Raw genomic sequence first — 22889 nt, 5'->3', positions numbered from 1 at the left:
TAGAACACACATCTCAATTATGAAACTAAAAGTAGCCGTACTACAGGAATCCCCGGTATTTTTTGACAAGGAAAAGACTTTGCAAAAGGTAGAATCCTTGGTCAAAACGTATGCGCAACAAGGCTGCGAACTACTGGTATTCCCGGAATCCTTCATTCCCGGCTACCCTAGGGGTTTCGATTTCGGGGCTAAAATCGGGAGCCGCACCGATTTTGGTCGGCAGGCATATGCCGATTTTTCCGCCGCCAGTATCGATTTGGAAAGTGAAGACCGCAGCCGTTTAGAGGAACTTGCCGAAACACATAACACTTATATCGTTTTGGGTGTCACCGAAAAGAACAGTACCAACGGTAGCCTATATTGCTCCATGCTCTACATTTCACCGACCCACGGTTTACTGGGCGTGCATCGAAAAATAAAACCAACGGGTACCGAACGGCTCGTTTGGGCAGAGGCTGCCGGAGAATCGTTGGTCGCCTTCGACACCAGAATCGGAAAGTTGGGCGGCCTCATCTGTTGGGAGAATTACATGCCACAAGCACGTATGGCCATGTATCAAAACGGGGTTGAAATCTATATCGCTCCCACAGCCGATTCCAGGGAAGAATGGACGGCGACCATGACACATATCGCCCTCGAAGGCCGCTGTTTTGTGTTGGGCTGTAATCAATATTACACGAAAAGCATGTACCCCGAAAAGTACGCCGAGACCGTGGCTTCCGAACCTGAAAATCTATGTCCTGGGGGCAGCATCATCGTTTCTCCATTAGGGAAGGTACTCGCAGGTCCGCTCTTCGGAAAGGCCGGAGCACTGATCGCCGAACTCGATTTGGAGGACGTTCCCCGTAGTAAATTGGACTTTGACGTCATCGGGCATTACGCACGACCCGATATTTTCGAGCTGAAAGTCAAGGGGCAACCTGATATTATTAGGGAGGATTAGTTTTGCAGTTGGCAGTGTCCGGTATTTAAAATTCTAGCAAATATGTCACCCTGAGGGCTCCCGAGATTTCCAGGGTTGGGCTAAGTAGCTATAAAGCCCTTTCTACTAAGCATGCGGTATGCCCAAAACGGCCTGGTGTAACAAAATGGCAGGTATTCCTACTCATAAGGAAAGAAAGAAGATGGGACATGCTGGACAACCAATGAAAGTAGTGAAGGCCAACAGGGCCTTACTGAGTAAGCGCAATACGTTTAAAAAGGTCAAAAATATGTTTATTGAAACCGCAGTTCGTAAGACGGAATTGCAATTCAATGAGGTATCTGCCGAAAAGCTTTACCGGATTAAAAGGGAGATACGGGAAAAGGCGAAAAAGGATGCTTGGAAAGAAGCGGGGCTTTATGTGGTGTGCATTGCGGTAGTAACCTATTGCTTGTATTGGGCGCTCTATCTGTAGCTACCGTATTATGATAATTTGAATTTATGACGAAAACAAAAACACTTTCCATAGAAGACGAACTGGTCTTGATCAATGCCAAGAAGAAAATGGAAGACATTGGCTGGGCGATGAAAGGTCTCAATAAAGTGGGCAATGTCATCGAGGGACGGCTTCAAATGCTACCCAAAAAGCGACAGAAATGGCTGCAGGAACTCAGTTTTAAAGTGCTGCATTCCGTGGTAAGAAGCAATTTGTTTTCCATGAAAAAGAATGGGGCCAAGACCGCACCTTGGAACAGAACCTACAAGGCCTTGGTGACTTCCTCAGGGGCAATAGGCGGTGCTTTTGGTGCGACGGCCTTTGCCGTAGACCTTGGTATTACCACAAAATTGATGATGCGCTCCATTATGGATATCGCCCGTAGCGAAGGCGAAGACCTTAACGAAATGGACACCCAATTGGCCTGTCTGCAAGTATTCGCACTGGGAGGAAAGAGCAAACACGACAACAGTTTGGAAACGGGTTATTATGCCTCCCGTATCGCTGTGGGGTCTGCAGTAAAAGGAGGAACAAAAACCTTAGGTGCATTGGTTGTTGGCAGTCCGAACCCCATTTTGGCGGCATTGGCCGTAATCGCTTCCCGTTTTAGCATCCAGGTCTCTGAAAAGTTCGTCGCCCAGGCGGTTCCGGTTTTAGGAGCGGCAGGAGGAGCCTCAATAAATTTAGCCTTTCTAAGTCACTTTCAACAAATGGCACACGCCCACTTTTCCATTCGTCGCTTGGAAAGGATTTACGGGGAGGAACTAGTGAAGGAGTCCTATGAGCAGTTAGACATCACAAGCAAGAAGTAACCAGTCTAACGCCTCTGGGCTAAGCTCTAATAGCTCATGTCTAAAAGCGCAGTGGTCTAAAACCTATCTCGCAAACTCCAAACAAACCGGACTTGACAATGCGGTTTCATGCAAAAAAGTAAGCGTCCCCTTTTCTTCATCCCTTGCAAAAACGGTAATATTATTACTTCTTTGATTGGCGACCAACAAGAACTTCCCGCTGGGGTCTACCGTAAAATTACGAGGCCAGTCGCCCTTGACTGGGGCACGTTCCACTACTGCCAGATCCCCGGTCTTCTGATTTACGGCAAAAACAACAATCGTATTTTCCCCTCGATTGGAACCATAGAGGAACATCCCATCAGGAGAGAGATGTATGTCAGCACAAAAACTTTCCCCCTTAAAGTCGGCAGCGACTGTACTATGGGTAATTATGGGCGCATAGGTGGCGTCGCTATTCCTTTTAAAAACGGTAATGGTGGAATTCAATTCGTTGATCACATAGAGAAACTTGCCTTCCTGCCCGAAAGCAAAGTGCCGCGGTCCTGCTCCTTCGGAAAGATCCAACGAGGGTTGTGAAGCTTCTACAAAACCTGCTTCGGTTTGACGATACCGTTTTACGGCATCTAGACCCAAGTCGGCGGCAAAAAGTCCGTCTGAGGTAAATTCGGCCGAATGTACATGAGAAGTTTTGGTCGAATCCAAGATCTTATGATCGATCAGTTGCTTGTACTGGCTTAAGCTGCCATCGTCTTTTAACTGGAACACGGCTAAATTTCCACCGGTATAGTTCGAAACGGCCAACATTTTTCCATCTTTGGAAATACCGATATGGCAGGGGTTTTCGCCGCCCGACCCCTGTGTATTCAATACTTGTAAATCCTGGTTGTTGATTTTGAAGGCGGAAACCCCACCTTCCAAACTGTCGTATTTGTCCGTTTCCTGAACAGCGTAGAGGAAATTGTGGTCGTTCGAAATTTTCAAAAAAGACGGATTGGGCAAGTTCGCGGCCAGTGTTTTTTCCGCTAAACTTCCCGTTTGCGGGTCGAAGGCATAACGGTAAATTCCCTCGCTCCCGGAATCGGTATAGGTGCCTACATAAAGGGCGATGGGTTCCATAGGTTTATTTTCAGTGCATCCGATGGTCAATAGTACGATTGCCATACCGATGAGGTGATTCTTTTTCATAACAACTACTTCGTACTGTTAAAAGTACGAATAATGGTGCAGGTTCTAGGGTGTTGTTATAGCATATGCCGGATATAGGCGCTAGGAGTTCAAAAGAATCTTCCTATTTTTAAGCCATGAATAAGGAGACCCTTATTTTGGTATTCAGTTGTTTAGGCATTGCTCAGGCACTCTTTCTCTGTTTCTATCTTTTGACTCTTAAAAAGGGGAACAAAACAGCGAATATTCTTCTCGCATTAATGATTTTGGGGCTTACCATACGAATTGGTAAATCTATCCTAAACGTATATCTCGATCTTGCCCCTTGGCAACGAAATTTGGGTATTTCCGGTATTCTAATGGTGGGTCCTTCTTTATTGTTTTACGGGAAGGTGCTATTGGCAAAAACCAGAACTTTAGATAAGAGCTTTTACATACAACTTTTACCTTTCTTAGGCTTCGTAGTTTTTTGCTATCTGATTCCTAACGATTGGAGTAGCCTTGCATACGGTATTTATATCGCGGTATTTACGCATTTGGCCCTCTATATCGGACTATCCGCAATTCTCTTACTCCGCCATAAAGAGAAAATACAGCTGCAACTTTTGAAGTGGTACCGCAACCTGATTGTCGGCGTGGCCCTTATTTGTGTATTTTATATCGGTCATGTGATGGGCCTGTTTCCATTATATATCGGCGGAGCGCTGTCCTTCTCGTTTTTAATCTATACTTTTTCCTTTCTACTACTACAGCGGCACGACTTTTCTTTGGAGAAATACAGTGGTTCGCATATGGATAGGGCTGCTTCAAAAAAGCTTGTCCAAGCGGTGAAGTCATTGTTCCAAAGTGAAAAACTTTTTCTGGACAACACCATTACCTTGGCCAGCATTGCCGATAAAGTCGGTAAATCGTCTAGGGATGTATCTCGGGCGATCAATGAAAACGAGGGCAAAAATTTTTCGGAGTTCGTAAATCACTATCGTATCGCAAAGGCGAAAAAGATGTTGGTGGCATCCGAGTATGTTAACGAAAAGATTGCCACAATTGCCTATGACTGTGGTTTTGGTAATGTGACTTCATTTAATTTGGCCTTTAAGGCCGAAACACAACTTACGCCTACCCAATACCGAAATCAGTTTGCGCTTTCTTAGCTACTTTTCATCTTAACAATCATGATTTTTAAAAGATTCTCCAGAATTTCTTTAGATTTTACGTACCTCAAATTCATAAAAAATGAAAAATCGAATCTTTCTTCTAAGTATTTTGACTATCGGCTGTTCCGAACCTAAGACTGATTCGAAGGTAGCTATTCAGGAAGTAATCGTCCCTAAAAAAGAGACGGTCATAGACGGTCTGGCACGCCCTTGGAGCATGGCCTTTATTTCCGAAGAGGAGGTGTTGCTATCTGAAAAGGACGGGGATTTGCTACGCATCGATTTACGGACCAAGGAAAAGTTCCCGATACAAGGGTTCCCGACCGATCGCATGGACAGCCTTCACTATCGCAAAGCTGACTATACCCCGGGAACCTTTCCCGCCAGGCTTGAAGACAATATTAAAGTGACCTTCAATGCAGGTATCCTAGAAGTAGTCTTGGATTCCGACTATAAAGACAATCAGCGGTTATATATCTCTTACGTCAGCAAGGGTCCCGGAGGCTCCACCACCAAGGTAATCCGTGCCACGCTCCAAAACGATTCCTTGCAAAATTGTACACCGCTTCTAGTGGCTTTGCCTTATTCCCATGGACTTTTCCACTACGGGGGAGGTATGACCTTTGGACCCGATGGGAAGTTGTATGTAACGGTCGGGGAACGCCTTTTTAATGAGGACAACCAGCCAGAAGTTCCTATTGCCCAAGATCTTGCCGACACACGTGGAAAGATATATCGGCTTAATCCCGATGGGAGTATCCCGGAAGACAATCCTGATTTTGGAACCGACGCCGTTCCGGGTTTATATGCATCGGGTATCAGGGCGGCCCAAGGAATTACGGTAGAACCCCAAACCGGAAAACTTTGGTTCAGCGAACATGGTACTCGGCAAGGCGATGAAATCAATGTCTTAAAAGAAGGTGCGAATTACGGTTGGCCGGTAATCACCACCGGGAAATACCGGGGAGAAGCCTATTCCCCGGAAAAAATAGTAGGCACCGTCTATACCAATCCGCAGTGGTATTGGTTACAGACGGTCGCTCCAACAGGACTCACATTTTACACGGGTGAAGAGTTTCCATCATGGAAAAACAATCTCATTGTACCTGGACTTTCGCGGGGAAGCCTATGGCGGATTCGACTGGAGGGGGAAACCATTAAAAGTATGGAGGAACTATTTATCGACGATCGCCAACGCTCGAGAAAGGCGGTTCAAAGCCCGGAAGGAAAACTCTATATCCTGACCGAGGATATGAAAGAACCGAAAAACGGAAAAATCATTCGCATACGACCACAATAACTGAGTAAAAAAAATCAAAATTCATCTATTCATGAGAACTTATTTTTTAACGATCCTGTTGATAGCAACGGTAACGGCCGGCAGGGCCCAAACAGAGGAGGAAGCTATAAAGTTCGCCCTTCAAAGTTATATCGACGGTTCCTCTTACAGCGATCCTGAAAAGATCGCGGCCCCTTTTTATGATGACGCAAGAATGTTTTTGTACAAAGAAGACCAACCTTTATATATTCTTTCGGTTCCAGACTATTGTGCTTTTTTCGAGAATAGGGAGAGGGGCAAGTTTAACGGGAGAACCGGTAACATTCTCTCCGTAGACCGTGAAAATGATATTGCTACGGCAAAAGTGGAAATCTTGATTGCGGACAGGGATATGCGTTTCATCGACATGTTTCTTTTAAAGAAATTGAATGGTGAATGGAAGATTATCAGTAAATCGGCAACCCTGATGCCAGAAGCGGATTGAAAAAGCTTGTTATTTCCAAATAGAATATCCGCCTATTTGTGGAAGTATCGAAGGATTCGGCGATCAATACGGGGTATTTTCGATAAGCTCTAAGGTCTTTTCGAGAACGGCATCCCTGTCTGTGCGAATATCATTGGCCGTAGGGCTTACTTCAATATCTGGCCGAATACCGAAACCATCAGGTTGTTGGGTGTGGGCCGTCTCGATTTGCATGAGCCCGACGCGATATCTTATTTTGCTATTTGGCAATGAGATGATCTTAAATTGTCCTGCTACGGTACCGTTGTAGGCGCCTCCGGTTTCTTCACCTACGAAGGTGGCTCGTTCGGAGCCGTGTAATTTCGTAGCCAATATAGAAGAAGCCGAGAAAGTGGCCCCGTTGATAAGCACATATACTTTCCCTTTAAAATTCAACGGCTCGGGCTTCGCTTTTTTGGCAAAACTGTAATGAAAATAGAGCTGTCCATCCTTTTTTTTGGTCTTGAATAGATTGTGCAGACTAAAAAAGGGAAGGACTATCGTTTCACTTAAAACCGACAGTATTCCTGAATCAGGACCATAGAAATCTTTTACATAGGGTATTCTGGTCTTGACCTTGGCCGGCTCTACGAAGACGTATTCGCTATCGGTCAGATAGCCGTATAATTGATGTACTTCATCCAAACGACCGCCTGTGTTATTGCGCAAATCGATAATCAAAGACTTCGATTTGGCGGAATCCAATTTGGCGAAGGTCTCCCGATAAAACTTTTTAAAGGGGCCATTGTTCCAACTTCTAATGTGCAAATACCCGATTTGGGCCGTCGAATCCAAAAATTCAAAGTTGCGGGTATACAGATCACTGCCGGCGACACGACCGAATTTTTTATTGTCCTTTTTCTGTTTCTTTCGCTTCAATTTCTTCGCAGCCTTTTCGGCTTTGGTCATTTTCAAAACTTTGGACACTTTTGTAGAATCGATCATTGCTTTTTTAATGCCGGAACTATCCTTCAAATAGCGCTTAAAGTGTTTCGCAAATAGGGAGTCACCCTTTTTAAAAATAACGGAAACGCTATCCTTGAAACCTTCGTGTTTGCGGTAAAGGCCAACGAAGTTCTTGGCAATGATTTTGTTTTTCAAGGTGGTATTGTAACCCTCATCAGGAAAGGTTCTGCGATACCGTTTCATAAGATTGGGGACGGTCTCCATCCCTAGGGCGACCACTTGACTGCCAAGCAATAGCGAATCGTATTTTCCCGTTCGCGTCACCCAAAGGCCGTCGTCGGCATAGGCTACGTCCAACTTATAAAAATCAAGGGATAGCTTTTTCAGGATTTTCCGTTCTTTTTTGGTAAATCTACGGTCCGGGAATTCGTTGGAATTATGAGCTTGGCGTATTTCGGAAACGACGGGAGTGAGGATGTTATAAAACTGTTTGGCATCCATCGGTTTCGATATGCTTTTTTTTAAGCTGTCAAACTTGCTATCCAACCTTTCTTTGGGGATGTACTGATACAGATTGGGCTGTAATTTTTTGAATTTTTTATATGTAAAATCAATATCCTCGCGTAGTGCTTCGGCCGAATATTGCGTACCAAGTTGCGCATTGTATTTTTCTACACTTGCACAAGATGAAACAAACAAGAGCACTAACCCGGCAACACTTTTTTTCAACATTTGGTTTCGTAGTTTGGTTTATATAAAAGTATCACTTTTTATGCCAGATTACCCTTTTGTCAAGGTCTTGCGAATTTCTTTTTTCAAGTACCAACCGGTAAGAATCGTAGCCAGGACATCCGCTATGGGAAACGAAATCCAAACCCCTAGCTCCCCAATCATGTTGGGTAATATCAAAATCAACGGAATAAAGAAAAACCCTTGTCGCGATAAGGTAAGGAGCAAGGCAGGAATGGCCTTACCGATCGCCTGAAAATAGGCTGCCCCTATCAACTGAAGTGCGATAATGGGAGTGGCGGCGAAGACCCAGCGCATGGCGTTCGGCGTGTGTTGTAATACATAGGCGTTCACGGCCTTATCGGCTTCCGGTAGACCCTCTTTATTGCTTAGGAACAGTTCGGCGATTTCTGCGGGGAAGATAAAGAGCCCCAGAAATACCAAGCTCGCCAAGATGGCGGCATATTTGATGGCGGTATTGATGGTTTCCCGTACCCGCGTGAACTTTTGAGCCCCGTAGTTGAACCCGGCAATCGGCAGGAATCCTTGGGTAATTCCGAATACGGGAAAGAGCGCGAACATCAACATTCTACCGATAATGGCGTAGACGGCCACCAATGCCTCTCCGCCCAAGCTGAAAAGGATGTTGTTCATAAGAAGGTAGACAATACTTGTCGTGGCTTGCCTTGCGAGGGTAACGACGCCCAAAGAGCTTATTTCCTTAACGATGGGAAAATTCAAGCCCAAGCATTGCGGCGTCAATTTCAATTCTGAATTCTTGGAAAGAAAGAAATAGAGCACATAACTAAAACAAAGCACATAGCCAGTAGTAGTCGCCCATGCAGCGCCCGCCATGCCCCAATCAAAGACATAGATAAAAAGGTAGTCCATCAATAGGTTTCCCACAGACGGAATGATCATGGCGATCATGGCGAATTTCGGTTTGCCTTCCGCTCTAATGACAGTGTTTCCCATCATGCACAAGGCCAGAAAGGGTATGCCATATAATACGATGGTATAATAGGTTTTTGCCGGGTCGAAGATGGCGCCCTTCCCGCCAAAAGCAGGAATTAACGTATCGGTAAAATATAGCCCGATAAGCGCCATGGTAATTGTTACCAGAAGCGTTAAGGTAATCTGATTGCCAAAGGTCTTGATCGCTTTCGCCTTATTGTCGGCGCCGAGGGCACGACTTATGATGCTCGAGCCCCCGATGCCGATGGCCATTCCCAAAGCACCGATAAAGAACGATACGGGAAGTACTACATTGATCGCGGCTATGGCGATACTACCGATCCAGTTGCCTACAAAGATCGAGTCGACCAAGATATTCAGGGACATTACCAAAATTCCAATAGAAGCAGGTACCGATTGGCTGATCAGCAATTTGCTGATGGATCGTGTACCTAGTTCCTCTGAAGTTAGTTTTGCCATAGGTCATTACAAGCGAACCGAAGCAATCCTGAATTGTACTGAGCATTCAAGAGTTTGTCGTGTTGCGTTATTGATTTCGTCGTATCGAGCGCGGTAGAGATAAAGCAAGAACTAAACCGGTAAAACTCCGCTAGCTTCCCACTCGTTTACCCATTTCGCCATCACGGCCACCCACACCTCGTTATCGTTAAGACATGGAATATGCATATACGCCTCTCCGCCCGCTTCCTCGAATTGCTCTTTCCCCTCCATTGCGATTTCTTCCAAGGTTTCGAGACAGTCGCTTACAAAGGCCGGGGTAATAACCGCAAGTCTTTTTTTTCCTTCTTTGGCCAAACGTTCGAATTCGTAGTCTGTATAGGGTTTTAGCCAGGGGTCGCCGGCCAATCGGGATTGAAAGGACGTACTTGTTTTTTCCTCTGGGAGACCCAAATAGGCTTTGACCATTTCGGTCGTATCGTAAACCTGATGGCGGTAGCAGGTGTTGTGTGCTACGGAATTGATACCACAGCAACTCCCGTCTATTTTGCAATGAAATTTGGTCGGGTCGCTTTTACGAATATGACGCTCGGGAATACCATGGTACGAAAACAGTATATGATCGTAATCGAAATCTTTGAGACCCTCCTCAATACTTTCCGACAAGGCCTTAATGTAATCAGGATTCTTGTAAAATGCCGGTAAGGTGGTCAACTTCATTTCCGGAAAGTGTTTCTGCTGTTCTTCCATCGTTTTTACCACTACCGTTTCGTAGCTCGACATGGCATAATGCGGATACAAGGGAACCAATAAAACCTCGTCAACACCTTGATCTTTCAACTCCTGCAATGCATTTTTAATGGTCATGGTGCCATAACGCATACCTAGGGCTACGGGCATTGGCGTGTGTTGACGGAGCTTTTGGGCAAAACGTTCCGATAGTACGATCAAGGGAGAACCTTCGTCCCACCAGATTTTGGCGTAAGCCTTGGCCGATTTTTTAGGTCGCGTCTGTAAAATGATGCCACGAACCAGAATGTTTCGCAATATCCGATTTACGTCAATGACCCGTTCATCCATCAAAAACTCATCCAAATAAGGTTTCACATCTTTTGCAGTAGGGCTATCGGGAGAACCGAGATTGACCAGTAAGATTCCTTTCATCAATACAATTTTTTATATCGCTATCTTTTCAGGAATGGTCCTAAGTTAGGCGATGACGGTCTGCAAAAATAAGGTTTGCAACATCCTCATCCACAGGAAAGCCGAAATACTTTTTAATAGCGCTATAAACTTTGATGATGGTTTTTAGAATGGCGATTTTTCGGCTAAGATATTTTGGAAAAAACTTCCTTTTTAAGAAATATGACGGGTCAATTTCCGTTATGTCTAAACCGAAACCGAATTTTCACAGTTTACAGGGATAGGATACCCACCCCATCGCTTTAAATTTGTTAGTCAGACCGGATAACCTACAATATATTACTTATGCGTTTCCTCTTTACCGCCCTTTTTTCTTTGTTCTTTTTCACCGCTACCGCCCAAGAGGCCAACAGCCTGCTTTGGGAGATTTCCGGGAACGGATTACAGGAAAGTTCGTATCTCTACGGTACGATGCATGTAAGTCGTCGTATCGCTTTTCGGTTGGACGATGTCTTCTATGATGCCTTGGACAAAAGTGAAATCGTGGCCTTGGAGTCCGATCCCGATACCTGGCTCGATAATGATGCGCTAGGCGGACTCATGGGATACGGACAAGGAAACGGGTTTTACGCCAAAGGCTTTTACCAGCATTCGTTTGCCGTGAAAAACCCGACGAAACAGGAGATGGCCAACTATTTGGCATTTAATGACAGCCGGGTGAATGGCATTCTGTACCGGAGTAACAGTAGTTCCGAAGATTTTGAGGAGGAGACCTATTTGGATATGTTCATTTACCAAGCCGGTAAAAAGTTCGATAAACATGTGATTGCATTGGAAGATTTAGAGGAGTCCGCCGCTTTGGTAGGCAGGGCGAGTATGAACCCCATGAAGCAAAAACCGGACGAATGGCTGCAAAAGAAAATGCAAAAGCAGGGTTTTATGGTCTTGTTGCAGGATGCCTACCGTGACCGCAATATCAACATGCTCGACTCTATCGACAAGGGGATGTATACCAAGCATTACTTAGAAAACATGCTCTTTACCCGTAATCGCAATATGGCGAACAAACTCGACTCCGTAGTGCGTACCGCCAAAACATTTACCGGTATCGGGGCAGCACATTTACCGGGGAAAGAAGGGGTCATTCAGATGCTTAGGGAAAAAGGATACACCGTAAAACCGTTGACCTCCAAAGCAACGGCGAAAGGGAAACAACTAAAGGAAAAATTAGAAAAGACCTTACGTGAAAATACCTATTCACCTGCAGGACCGGAAGACGATTTTTTTAGTTTGGCGATTCCGAACAAATTGTATCCTGTATCCGACGCGCCGAGTACGGCTTATATTTCGCCCGACCTTGCCAATGGCAGTTATGTGATGGTGAACCGTATCCCGACCTATTCCCATCTCAAGCAGGAACACCTTTTTACACTAAGCAATCTTGACAAGATGCTGTTCGAGAACATTCCCGGTAAAATCTTGGAGAAGACACCGATCGAAAGAAACGGATTTCAAGGACTGGATATCAAGAACCAATTAAAGAACGGCGACCACCAACGCTACCATATTTTTATGACCCCCTTGGAAATCGTAATTTTTAAGATGGGTGGCGATGGCGATTATGTGGCCCAACATTCCGATACCATTTTCAATAGCATTGCTTTTAAGATTGCCGACAATAGTATGGAAACCCTAACATCCGGGTTCGAGGATTTTCAGGTAGACATGCCTTCCTTGCACAGTTTCCCGAACCGACTCCGAAGTGGCGATCGCATGGTACAAGGATATGATAAAAAAAGTGACAGTTATTATTTTTTGCGGAAGGTGACCATCAACGATTTTAGCTTTATCGAACAGGATACTTTTGAATTAAAACAGATACAAAAACGATTTTACCAAGACCTTAAGCTACAGCCGACCTATGATGACTATGTTGGCAATTCCCTAGTGTCGAGTGCAGAGATGGATGTTGAAAGTGGAAAACGACTGCATTTGAAATCGACCTTCAAACGTGGCGATTATTATTTGTTGGGGGTGGTTACCACGGAAGCTAACAAGGCGTCGGACTATTTCGCATCCTTCAAACTAAAGCCATCCATAGAAAAAAAAGCATTCGAAAAGGTTATCGATACCGCCATGTTCTTTAGTACCGTAAGTACTGTTAAACCAAGAAAATTTGTAGAGAACAGCACGTCTTACATGACGGGCCGCAATCGACCGAAACCCTACAACGCTTTTAATAAGAAAACTATCTATCAAAACAAGAACAACGAGGCAGTAACGGTAGAATTGAACAAATCTCACGACTTCATGATGTTTCCCGGTATCGATTCGGTGTGGTCTTTACGTAAAAAACTGTATGCCCACAAGCGGTTTAATATAATCCAGGAAAAGGATAGTAGTTATGCCGATGGGCGTCATGAATTACAACTTACCCTGACCGATACGGCCAGTTCTCGAGGGATACTCATCAAAAACGTTCTAAAGGGTGGCCTTCTGTACGAAATAAAGTCCCAAGTCGATACCATTGAAGCTCCCAGTCGTTTCGTGACGGAGTTCTTCGATAATTTCACCCTGATAGATACCCTGATCGGAAAGGACATCCTTTCCGACAGTGCCCCCGCATTTTTCGAAGCGTTGCGAAAAAATGATAGTATCGTCTTGAATGGTTATACGTACATCGATTTCAAGGAGAAACATGTAGATACCCTTAAGCACTACATCGCCAACTTTAACTATCCTGACGACAAGAAACATTTGCAGGCTTACCTGATTCAAAAATTGGGAAAATTGAAGTCTTCCGATGTGGTGCCGTTCCTGAAATCGTTTTATGGCAAGTCGTATAATAACTCGAACGCGCAGACTAAAATATTACAATCTGTGAGCTGCAAGGCCGATGAAAATTCGGTAAAATTATTGTTGGAGCTTTTGTCGCAGGACCTTCCCTTGGTCAGCAATACATTTGAAATCAGCCGTATTTTTAAACCTTATCGAGACAGTTTGGAGCTAGCGAAAAAACTCTATCCGGAGCTGTTGAACTACAGCGCGATTGAAGAATACAAATCGCCTATATTTTCTATTTTGGCCAGATTGCAGGCAAAGGGTCTGGTAAGGCCGAAAAGTTATAAAAAGTATCAGAAACAGATCTTGAACGACGCGAAGATTCAACTGAAACGCGAATTCGGCAACGAGGCCGATACCAGGGATTTGGGATACTATGCCAGCCTGCAGAATCTAAGCAACGAAGTATTGGCCGATTATGCGGTGTTGCTGTACCCGTTTCGGGAAGAGAAAGATGTACAGCAATTTTTTGATCGTCTGCAAATGCTCAAGGACAAAAAAATAAAGATAACCTATGCGATGTTGGTCGCCAAAAGCGGGGCATCCGTACCGGAAAGCATGCTTCTGCCGCTCGCGGAAGATATCAATAGTAGGGCCTTACTATTCGCCAGATTAAAAGCCATTAAGAAATTGGAACTCTTTCCGAAAGAGTATAAGACCGCCCGTTATTTGGCAGAATCGTTGTTGTACGTCGGGAGCAACTACGAAGCGACGAAGGACTCCGTTCAGTTTTTGGAAAAACGCGATTTGAATTTTAAAGGAAAGGCATATACCGGGTATTATTTTAAAACACGTACCCAAGATGACTATGACACCAATTTTTCGATGAACCTCGTCGTATTCGATAATGAGAAAGGACTCACCACCATTCCTTTTTACGAACAAAAAGACCAGCGTATCGAAGATACCGATACCGATGCGGAGGCGATGGACTACATTACCGAAACCTTTATCCTAAAGGATAGGCAACGGGCCGATGTGTATCGCACCAATGGGTATAATGCCTATGGCTACCATGGGTTTTAGGAATCAATTAAGTTAAAAAATTTGTCTTATAATTATAGTCCCTCTTAAATAGAACTATTCTAAAAATTTATTCCTTTTTGATAGTAAATTGAGAATCCAAGCTCTTTCTATGATTTAAAAATAGTTTTGAATACGAATGATTTTTGCAAAATAATCTGGATCATATATATGCGTCATTTCTTCTTATCTTCATTCGATGTTTTTTCAATAATCTTTTTTTTGCCTTTCTTTTTTGCACTAGATTCCATTATTGCGTTTACTTTTTGTTCTTCTTCAAGAGATATTTTTGAAGCAAATTTTTTGATAAAATATTTATTAAGAGTTATAAAAATTTTGAAGGTCGGGCCGACAAGAGTTATAATTGTTAGAATGGCAATTAAAAGCGCTAGCCACTGTATTAAAGAAGAGTATTCCTCATACCATGGCATAACCTTAAATTTTATTTCAACCCTATCATTTTGCCAAAGATTACCATTGAAATACGTTAGAATAAAGGTGTAATAGTATTCACCCGGCTCCACATCATTCTTAAGTTTTATTTTAAAGCTAACAGGAGAAACAAATTCTCCTTCATTACTACTACCGAGCGTGGTTTCGGATAATATCACAGTGTGTTCAAGAGCATGTCGATAATGCATTCTGTGATTGTTGGCTGATTTGCTAATACCTGTTTTTCTATTTGTTTGATTTGAATTTTTTTGTGTAGATTCTTTTTCAAAATCGTCTAGGTGGTTATTCATTTTCTTTCGAGGCTCTAAAAATCTTTTCTCAGGACTAGCGTGAACAAAATCATCGAAATAAGTTTTAGTAAACCCAACTTCTGAATCGAATAAAACAGCACTTAAAGGAATTAGTCCACTGTTTTGCATTGGCATCTCCGCACCGCCGTACCCAATTTTTTTATCAATTAATTGGAAACCGTCCAAATAATAGGATTCTTCAAGATGCGCAATATGGGCAGATGCTGAATAGTACAATTTGGCCGAAGTGAAATCTATATATCCATATCCTGATATATAATAATTTAATTCGAGTATGTCTCCAGCGGATAAAGTAGTGTTAGAGGCATTAATTACTTGCTTATAACTTCCAGTTTTCTTCCCATTTGAGGCTTTCTGATCGATTAACTCGTAAAGTGGTTTATCAAATGTCTGCCTATAAGCTCCAAAATTTATCTCATATGTTTCTTCTTGCCCTTGAGAAAAATTGAACAAAAGCGCGCATCCTAAGAAGTGAAAAAGTCGAGAAACTATCTTAGTATACTTTATCATACTTTAAATTTTAATCAAAAATCTATTAATTAGAAGCATAGCTATCAATAAGATTAAATAGAAGGTACTAAGCCCGGCCTAGAAAACAAGTTTCTTATTTATCTAATATGTATCACATTAAGCTACTAATGCTTAACACCGATGCTGTCCCCACTTTGAATAGAAACGGGTCCTGGAACCGGAGTCGACACCGTATCAATCCGTAGGCTATCCAAAATTGGAATCGGGAGCATATCCCTGTCATTTTTTTTGGGATACAGAACGCTATCAGGTATCCTTTCGGAAGCCTTCCAGGTTTCACCCAGTTGTTTTAGGATGGTTGACGTCCACTGTGAAGGGTGTTTCGCATCGATCCATATGACATCCCTATACTCTGCATCCACCAAGGCCAGATCAGGTGTTGCGGCCCCGTCGAATTGCTTACTGCTATCGCGAACTGCGGCGACCGTACCGAGTACGAACATTCTTTTCCTGCCTGCGAGGTTCTTGATGAAAGGTCTGAATTCCACCGGTTTGTTCACCGACCAATCATATTCTTTTTTAGACTCGATTACTTTTAAGGGCATTGCGGAAACGCCTGCATAGCCTTCTTTTTTGGCAGCATGGTTGTAGTAGTACAATTTATCGGTTCCATCTGCCGGAATCATAACGCTGAACGCTAGGCTGGTACGTTCTTCTCCGATAGGCTCCAATCCGAACCAATGGTAGAGTCCGTCTGAGGCATCGGTTTTCATGCCATCAAAATTGAAATCGGTTACATAGGGTTGCTGATTTTGATCTTGCGGCAGTTCTGGAATTTTAACAGCCGTTTTCATATTCCAAGGTAAGGGATCGGTAAAGCCTCCCAAAAATTGCAACGATTGCGCTTGAATACGCGATATTTTTTCGGCGAGGGTATTTTGTCCTTTGAGATAAGGGTGGTTCTTGATCTCGTCTTGCGGTATATAGGTGCCCTTTCCGATGGTTACCCGTTCCATATAATCATTAAAATCATGTTCTCCCGATTCAATGACCATAACGCCGCCATAGGTCGGGTAGGGAAAGAAAAAACCTTTCCATCTGATGAGATTAACGACTTGTACCCATTGGTCTTCGTCGTTCTTCATATAGAACACATCACTAGGCTCCAAAGTGAAGAGTTGAAAGATATTAAAGCGCTGCACTACGGCATTATAGGTGTTGCGGCTAAAGGCCAACGATTCCCCGATGGAAAAAGTGACCGGAATACGGTTTTCATTTGAAAATCTTGGGAAGGGTGAAGTGCTTTCGACCGTAAAAAGCTCTTCGCTGTTGTCGTTCATCCGCTGCCACGTATATTCTTTGGCGGGTTGAACGGCCATGGTCCATTGGTTGGTACTATCAAGCCGTACTAGTTGCGGCAAGGAAACCTCTTGGGTTTCCCCTACCGATTCGTAGGCCATGGTCACGATATTGTTAAACGGTTGAATACGCTCGTTCTGGGTCAAGGGGAGTTCGTTCAACTCGGTCAAGTCGAGGTTGTTGTACACATTGTAGGTCTGCATATACTGATAGAGGTTCAACTTCCAACCGAAAAACCACAGTGTGCTAAAAAAGGCCAAAATCCCAACTAAAATGAGCACCCTTTTTCCCGCCCCAACGGCAGACCGAAATTTGGAAAGGGTAAACCAGAGAAAGGCTCCGCCCAAAAGGATCATGAAGATGTACTTTCTTAAAAAGAGCAACGCGGGCTGATAATCATCCCGTAAAAAGAACAGCAGCAATAGGAGAACAATACCACCGAAAATAACGATGCGTTTTTGTTTTTTTCCTTTCAGCCAGTATGTTTTGATCATGCGTTTTTACTTAGTATTTCATGCAATATACAGTGTATGCCACTACATTATTAGTAGGGTCTTCCTCAACTTTGTTACATTTTGATATGCGCCGATTCTTTGCCAACAGCGCATCAAATACGGTTGTACAACAAATACCCGCCTCCAATAATTAATAGGGGCGAGGCGATAGACAGGAGAATCACCGTCCATCGGTACAAGCCCCAAAACGATATGGTCTTTACCTCATCGGCATCCTTGGGGTCATAAACAATATTAACCTTTTGCCCTATCTGATAGGCCGGCGGACTGGAACTTACACTGCTTTCATAGGTGCGAAGGGTATTGCCTCGATCTTTAAATTCGAAAACCGGTTTGTAGGTCGGGCCACCATCACTACTCGAAACCGGTATCATTTGTATGACCGTTGCCGTGGTTTTGATGCCGTCCTGCATCAAAGAAACCGTGTTCGTATAGGCGCGAAAGGCAAAATAGGCGAGCAGTAGCCCTAGCAAAAATAGTCCCCAATATAAGTAGTTGATCATGTTATTTTTTTAAAGCCAGTTTCGACCCCATCGACCTTCTCACCTTAACCTCTATACTAAACCTTCAACCTCGTATTTTCACTTTATCATCCCCTTGTCCTTTAGCCGATTACGAGCTGATTTGGGCTCTTCTGGATTTTTTTCTACTTTTTCCGGCTCAGAAGTTTCTATTTTCTTGTTCAGGGTCTTGTTGGCATCCCCATCGGTAAGTTCCTCGATATATTCCTTACCCTTGTCATAGATTTCCTCGAGATGCTCCTTGCTGGTGCGCTCTTTCGTAAAGATAAAGGCAGAAGCAACGTAAGTTCCGATTAACGTTCCCACAATACCCGAAGCGAAGAGTTGAACGAAGAAAAGGTTGATAGGAATAAGAAAAGTGACTATTGCCGAGGCGATTACGAAAAAGAAGGTAATCCATACCAAACGAAGCAAAAAGTTCTGTTCATGTAAAAAACCCTTTTTATTGTCGGGCTTCATCTGCAGTTCTTTGGAATGCGTAATCCGATTGGCCAACCGATAGAGCTTGTTGCTTTTCGATTCCCTCCAATACCAGACGATTCCGAATAGGATAGCCAATACGAATACAATGATTTCTAACGTCATAATGGGTGGTTGTTATTGTTTCTTAAAATATTCTCGATGACCCATTCCTGATAGGTGGGCTCCCAAGTTTCATAGGCTTTGTAAAAAGCTTCTTTGTCGTACCAGTATAAATGTACCGGATCTTTGGGCATAATCTTGGCCAAAAGACGCCAAATCAAAGCGGTTTGCTCTTCCTGAAGCGAAGAATGGGGTGCAAAGAGCGATTTGCGGTATTGAACATCAACAAACTCTTCTAGTTTGATAGTATTGTCTACAACCAAACGTTGCAAGTAGATTTCTGCACTGGCCACCTTCTTTTTTGTCTCCATCGGCAGCCGGTCCAAGTATCTTTTAAACAGCATTTCGTTCCCAAGTATCTCTTGAAAGGAATGTTCTTTTTCTTTTAGATGCTCCGAAAATATATGCTTTTTGATGCGTTTGTATCGCGAGGTGCGCACGGCATCCTTAAGATTGCCCTCAATAATCAAATGCCGTTGCATCGTGTCGACCAGTTCATCATGTTTAAGGTGGAACAACAACACATTGTGAGTGGTGTCATTGATCGCCTTTTTAAACCATTGCTCATCTTCGAACACCAATATGGTCTCGATAAAATCCTTTAACACGAACATGCCACCGAAGGCTCTAGTATAGAAGGAGTTTACTTTTAGCGTAATGGGCTGCAATTCCAATTTTCGATGCCGAAGATCTCCGTATTTTTTGGCCGATTCCAGCAGTTTTTGATGTACATCCTTGTCGATAAAGTTATTCTTTCGATTGAACCATTGAATCAGGGCACGTTGTTCCTGCTGTTTTTCTAGCAGTTTATTCAGAAGGGTAAAACGTACTTTTATGGTATTGTACCGCAACATATCGAACGGTTCGAAAAAGGTATCGATGTTTTGATCTAAATGTACGATAAGAGCCGAATCTTTGGTAATATCCTTTATCTCCCTATTATAGGCGGCGAAGACCGATACCATCACATCGCGGTCAAAACTGTGGGAAGGCATGTGTACCGGCTTGTCCTTTTGTAGAGGGGTCAAGATTAGGGCATTCACGTTCGCTTCACCGGTATTCAAGTACCAATTGTTGTTTTTCTCTTGGGCTACTTCAGGGCTCCAACCCATGCCATCGATTGAAAACTGCTTGAGTTGCGTCGCTTTAACCCCTAACAAGGCCAAACACTCGTTGTAGCGTTTCACGAGCGAACCTGAAAGCGACACCAAGGCTCCGCCAATAAGACCGGCTTTCTGTAACTTTTCCATTAGCGTTCTACTCCTTTTTCAAATTGGCGGTTGGCTTCGAGGTTTACCATTAGGTCATGTACGCGACCATCGACTTTGCGTTTAAAGTCGGTATCTGCAATGGTGGCGACGTTATCTAGATAGCGTACCGTTTCCTGTCTTCGGATATCCGAAAAGTCAAGCCCTTTCATGTTTTGCTTCATCAAATCCTGCAGCATATTGAATTTGGTATCATAGTCTTTCTTGAAATACAGCGAGGCATCGGTAAACCAATCTTCCGGGAGGTCGAAATCGGTCAATCGCAACGAAATGGCACTCTGAATATTACGGATATCCCTAGAGGAAAAGAAAGGGAAGGCTTTTTGAATGTTCTGATAGAGTTGCGCAAAGAACATATGGGTATCGGTTTTGTGCTTTGCCGCGGTCTTCTCATAGATTTCCAATACTTTTTCCTCGGTGGGTTTGTCGCTCTGGTTCAGGATTTCCCCTAGGTTTTTTGCGAGACCTTGTTCGCTTAAAAAGGTATAGTCATCGGGATTTTTCATATTGACGAAATCCGGCATCTTTTCGTCCAATTTTCGCCACCAGAGATGGTCTTGATCCACAAAATCAGGTATGGTTCTGGCACCATCGATTTTAAAGCGGCCTTGCACCCTTGAGATAACGGCCTTATCCAACATTTCGGGAAGGTTGGTAAAAAGTCCGATCGAACTATTGCCGTAATTAATGGCATAGGCACCTTCGGTATAGCGCAGAAATACCCCGATTACCTCCTTCACCCCTGCGGAAACCCCTTGTGCGGTACGTTCCTGCAGATTGTTTTCGGCATCGTCTATAGGTGCGAAAATCAGTTTTGTCGGATCTTGCAGGGGTTTCATCCACTGTACCATTTTTTCGGCGGAACCCCCTTGAAAGGTAGAAATCAAGGTATCGGGCATCGGATGGAACAAGAAGGGAATTTCCAATTCGTCACAGTGCTTTTTAAGACGGGTCGCAATGGCCGCGATCAACATACTTTTTCCCGTTCCGGGAATACCATACCCCATAAAAACGGGCATAAAGCCGCCCAATTCCTGAAACGGATTTTTTTTGGCGGTAAAGTCGTAGCTGAGCATGCGCTCGGTCAAACGCCTCGCGAAGTGTTTCGCATCGCGGTTGCCCACGATTTCCTCAAACTGTATTTTATTGAATTCTACGCTTTTGGCAATACCCTCCATCACATTTTCCCAACCTGAAATGGCGAACTCGCTCTTTTCAAGTTTATAGGTGCGGTCGGTAATGGTTTCCGTATGGTCCAGACTTCCGATCCGCATTTGAATTTCAGCGATGAGCGCCTCAAAGAAAACAACCGTAAAGTTTAGCACTTCGGCATCTGAGGTAATAATTTCGGGGTGATCCATGTACTTGTCGAAATAGAACAGCATACATGAAATGCCCTTTAGCGGCGACATCAACGATACTTCGGGAATGCCCGCGAATTTGTTTTTCATAACGCTTAGGTCATCAGAGACCATAGGCTTCAAATCATATAAAATTCGATAGGCAATACCGAAAAGCATAAAGGCGGTGGCCGTTTGTAGCTTTGAATCGTATTCCCTGCGCTGCTCGGCATCCAAAGTAGCTTTGCGCTCGTTCAAGGAAGAAAGCCCCGAAGCATCGTAATAACTATCCTTTAGCCAAATACCCATGGTAATACCCTCCTGTAAGGAAAACAAGGCCTGGTTCAAGTGTACGGGAATGGCAACGGAGTCGGGTAATAACCTTTTTTTGAGCGATAGAATCGTTTTGGAAACGGATATCACTTCGCTTCCGGCAGTGCCTTGTGCTTTAGAAAGATATAGTAGAATGGAACTGTCTTTTTGATCTTTATCCCGGCTTTTGGCTTTGCTGCCCTGTTCCCATTGTATACCTTTTAAATAGGAGGTTGCCTCGTTACGTAAGGCTTCAAGTTCATTTAATTTTATAGGAAAGGTACTGTTATGCTCCATTAGGTTAATTTTAAAGGGGGAATCTCGAACGGTTCCTTGGTTAGTAAATGCAGGGCCTCGGGAATATTATCGTAAAACACTTGAATCACACGATGTGGCGCCAACAAATAGGTGTTCACTTTCGTGGGAGACCAAACCTGAAGGTATTGCTTGCTGAAAAAGCTTCCTTCAGCGAAATTACCGGTTGAGCTGGTTTCGTCTATTTTTAGTGATAGGGCGAATGCCGAAAGGTCTAAGGTTTTTGCGGAAATTGCCTTGAGCACCGCGTGGGTGACCACCAGTTCGTCCTTGGCAAAAACACTGTGTAAAGGCCCTAGGTCTATCTTCTTGAATTTTTTAGGGGCTATCTTAGGCAATTTCTTGTCGATGGCATAAGCCATCATATCCAAATCCATATTCCGGTCGGCGGTCTCTTCCAGCACCTCATAGATGCGTTGTTTGTGCTCTTCCAGCTTGCCTTTTTCAATTTCAAAATACATGAAACAGATATAGGGCCGGTTATGGGTAACGTCGTAGAACGACCAGCTTACGATATATTCCCCTTCTTCCCCACCAACGGTATGCAATATCTTTCCTTGTACGAATTTCTTGAAAATGAACTCCGGCTGAACCGACGTGTAATAGATAATCGATGCTGCTTGTTGCAATCTGCGGTCGGCAATGGGTCGCTTGTTTTTCAGCAACGTTTCTAAAAACTCGGCCTTCAGTTCTGCCGTTTTAGGTAGTTTGCTAATGTGGTCTTTTTTAAGCTCGAGGTCGTTGTAGAGGTAACGGAATTCCAGGTAATTCGGAAAACCCGACTCCGTAAGGTCGATACGCATCTTTTCGTCTTCGTCGTAAAGGTATTTTATACGGAAAGCCTCTAAGGAATAAGTAAGCAGCTCACAATATTGTGCTACGAAGTTCGCTTCGAGCGGACTACAGATTTTCCTTTCCTTGATACAGTTGACCAGCTCTTCAAAAGCATGTGTCACAATCTTAAAGTACACCTTGTACTGCTCCTTCGTCTCGAGAACGGCACTGTCTAGGGGTGTGACTATTTGATTGATGGACATAACGAAGAGCCCCCTAACCCCCAAAGGGGGAATAGCTAT

18 protein-coding genes are annotated in these 22889 nt (G+C 43.8%); 7 read left to right on the top strand and 11 right to left on the bottom strand.

Annotated elements, in window-relative coordinates; translation table 11 throughout:
- Positions 1-19: 19 nt before the first annotated feature.
- The 3 genes from FGM00_RS16040 to FGM00_RS16030 all read left to right on the top strand — a co-directional run bounded on the left by FGM00_RS16040 (position 20) and on the right by FGM00_RS16030 (position 2230).
- Positions 20-943 carry a carbon-nitrogen hydrolase family protein gene (locus tag FGM00_RS16040; protein WP_138853880.1) on the top strand — a complete coding sequence of 308 codons (924 nt, stop codon included), beginning with the start codon at positions 20-22 and terminating at the stop codon, positions 941-943.
- 118 nt (positions 944-1061) lie between these two features.
- Entirely contained in the window at positions 1062-1397 is a 336-nt protein-coding gene (locus FGM00_RS16035; RefSeq protein WP_138853879.1) for a hypothetical protein, read from the top strand.
- A gap of 26 nt (positions 1398-1423) precedes the next feature.
- A complete protein-coding gene (locus FGM00_RS16030) occupies positions 1424-2230 on the top strand; it encodes an EcsC family protein (protein ID WP_138853878.1) in 807 nt (268 codons plus the stop codon).
- A gap of 63 nt (positions 2231-2293) precedes the next feature.
- Here FGM00_RS16030 and FGM00_RS16025 read toward each other — a convergent pair whose 3' ends face one another.
- On the bottom strand, positions 2294-3397 hold the full coding sequence (locus tag FGM00_RS16025; RefSeq protein ID WP_138853877.1) for a lactonase family protein: 1104 nt from the start codon (positions 3395-3397) through the stop codon (positions 2294-2296).
- A gap of 116 nt (positions 3398-3513) precedes the next feature.
- Between FGM00_RS16025 and FGM00_RS16020 the strand changes: the two genes are divergently transcribed.
- From FGM00_RS16020 to FGM00_RS16010, 3 genes are all read left to right on the top strand, one after another.
- Positions 3514-4527, top strand: coding sequence for a helix-turn-helix domain-containing protein (locus FGM00_RS16020; protein ID WP_138853876.1), 1014 nt, complete (start codon positions 3514-3516; stop codon positions 4525-4527).
- Between the two features lie 82 nt (positions 4528-4609).
- Positions 4610-5830 (top strand): PQQ-dependent sugar dehydrogenase, encoded by a 1221-nt coding sequence (locus tag FGM00_RS16015; RefSeq protein ID WP_138853875.1) that lies wholly within the window; start codon positions 4610-4612, stop codon positions 5828-5830.
- Between the two features lie 31 nt (positions 5831-5861).
- A complete protein-coding gene (locus tag FGM00_RS16010; protein WP_138853874.1) occupies positions 5862-6293 on the top strand; it encodes a nuclear transport factor 2 family protein in 432 nt (143 codons plus the stop codon).
- Between the two features lie 63 nt (positions 6294-6356).
- On the opposite strand, the gene FGM00_RS16005 is transcribed toward FGM00_RS16010, so the two are convergent.
- From FGM00_RS16005 to hemH, 3 genes are all read right to left on the bottom strand, one after another.
- Positions 6357-7949 (bottom strand): S41 family peptidase, encoded by a 1593-nt coding sequence (locus FGM00_RS16005; protein WP_138853873.1) that lies wholly within the window; start codon positions 7947-7949, stop codon positions 6357-6359.
- Between the two features lie 48 nt (positions 7950-7997).
- The gene (locus FGM00_RS16000) at positions 7998-9380 is read right to left on the bottom strand and encodes an MATE family efflux transporter (protein WP_138853872.1); all 1383 of its coding nucleotides are present in this window, start codon (positions 9378-9380) and stop codon (positions 7998-8000) included.
- A gap of 111 nt (positions 9381-9491) precedes the next feature.
- Positions 9492-10523: a ferrochelatase gene (gene hemH / locus FGM00_RS15995; RefSeq protein WP_138853871.1), complete on the bottom strand. Its 1032-nt coding sequence runs from the start codon at positions 10521-10523 to the stop codon at positions 9492-9494.
- Positions 10524-10847: 324 nt separating this feature from the next.
- Between hemH and FGM00_RS15990 the strand changes: the two genes are divergently transcribed.
- Positions 10848-14369: a TraB/GumN family protein gene (locus FGM00_RS15990; RefSeq protein WP_138853870.1), complete on the top strand. Its 3522-nt coding sequence runs from the start codon at positions 10848-10850 to the stop codon at positions 14367-14369.
- 173 nt (positions 14370-14542) lie between these two features.
- Here FGM00_RS15990 and FGM00_RS15985 read toward each other — a convergent pair whose 3' ends face one another.
- From FGM00_RS15985 to FGM00_RS15955, 7 genes are all read right to left on the bottom strand, one after another.
- Positions 14543-15640: a hypothetical protein gene (locus FGM00_RS15985; RefSeq protein ID WP_138853869.1), complete on the bottom strand. Its 1098-nt coding sequence runs from the start codon at positions 15638-15640 to the stop codon at positions 14543-14545.
- A 125-nt stretch (positions 15641-15765) separates the two neighbouring features.
- Positions 15766-17454, bottom strand: a complete 1689-nt coding sequence (locus FGM00_RS15980) for a hypothetical protein (RefSeq protein WP_175416250.1) — start codon at positions 17452-17454, stop codon at positions 15766-15768.
- Between the two features lie 113 nt (positions 17455-17567).
- Positions 17568-17978: a DUF3592 domain-containing protein gene (locus FGM00_RS15975; RefSeq protein WP_138853868.1), complete on the bottom strand. Its 411-nt coding sequence runs from the start codon at positions 17976-17978 to the stop codon at positions 17568-17570.
- A gap of 78 nt (positions 17979-18056) precedes the next feature.
- Positions 18057-18581, bottom strand: coding sequence for an MFS transporter (locus FGM00_RS15970; RefSeq protein ID WP_138853867.1), 525 nt, complete (start codon positions 18579-18581; stop codon positions 18057-18059).
- Positions 18578-19828, bottom strand: a complete 1251-nt coding sequence (locus FGM00_RS15965; RefSeq protein ID WP_138853866.1) for a DUF6638 family protein — start codon at positions 19826-19828, stop codon at positions 18578-18580. The genes FGM00_RS15970 and FGM00_RS15965 overlap by 4 nt, the downstream gene beginning before the upstream one ends.
- Positions 19828-21795, bottom strand: coding sequence for an AAA family ATPase (locus tag FGM00_RS15960; protein WP_138853865.1), 1968 nt, complete (start codon positions 21793-21795; stop codon positions 19828-19830). The genes FGM00_RS15965 and FGM00_RS15960 overlap by 1 nt, the downstream gene beginning before the upstream one ends.
- A complete protein-coding gene (locus FGM00_RS15955; protein WP_138853864.1) occupies positions 21795-22850 on the bottom strand; it encodes a hypothetical protein in 1056 nt (351 codons plus the stop codon). Before FGM00_RS15955 ends, FGM00_RS15960 begins: the two co-directional genes overlap by 1 nt.
- Positions 22851-22889: the final 39 nt, after the last annotated feature.

This window comes from Aggregatimonas sangjinii, assembly GCF_005943945.1.
In the GTDB taxonomy this organism is placed as follows: Bacteria; Bacteroidota; Bacteroidia; order Flavobacteriales; family Flavobacteriaceae; genus Pelagihabitans; species Pelagihabitans sangjinii.
This window is presented reverse-complemented; position numbering and strand designations above follow the sequence as displayed.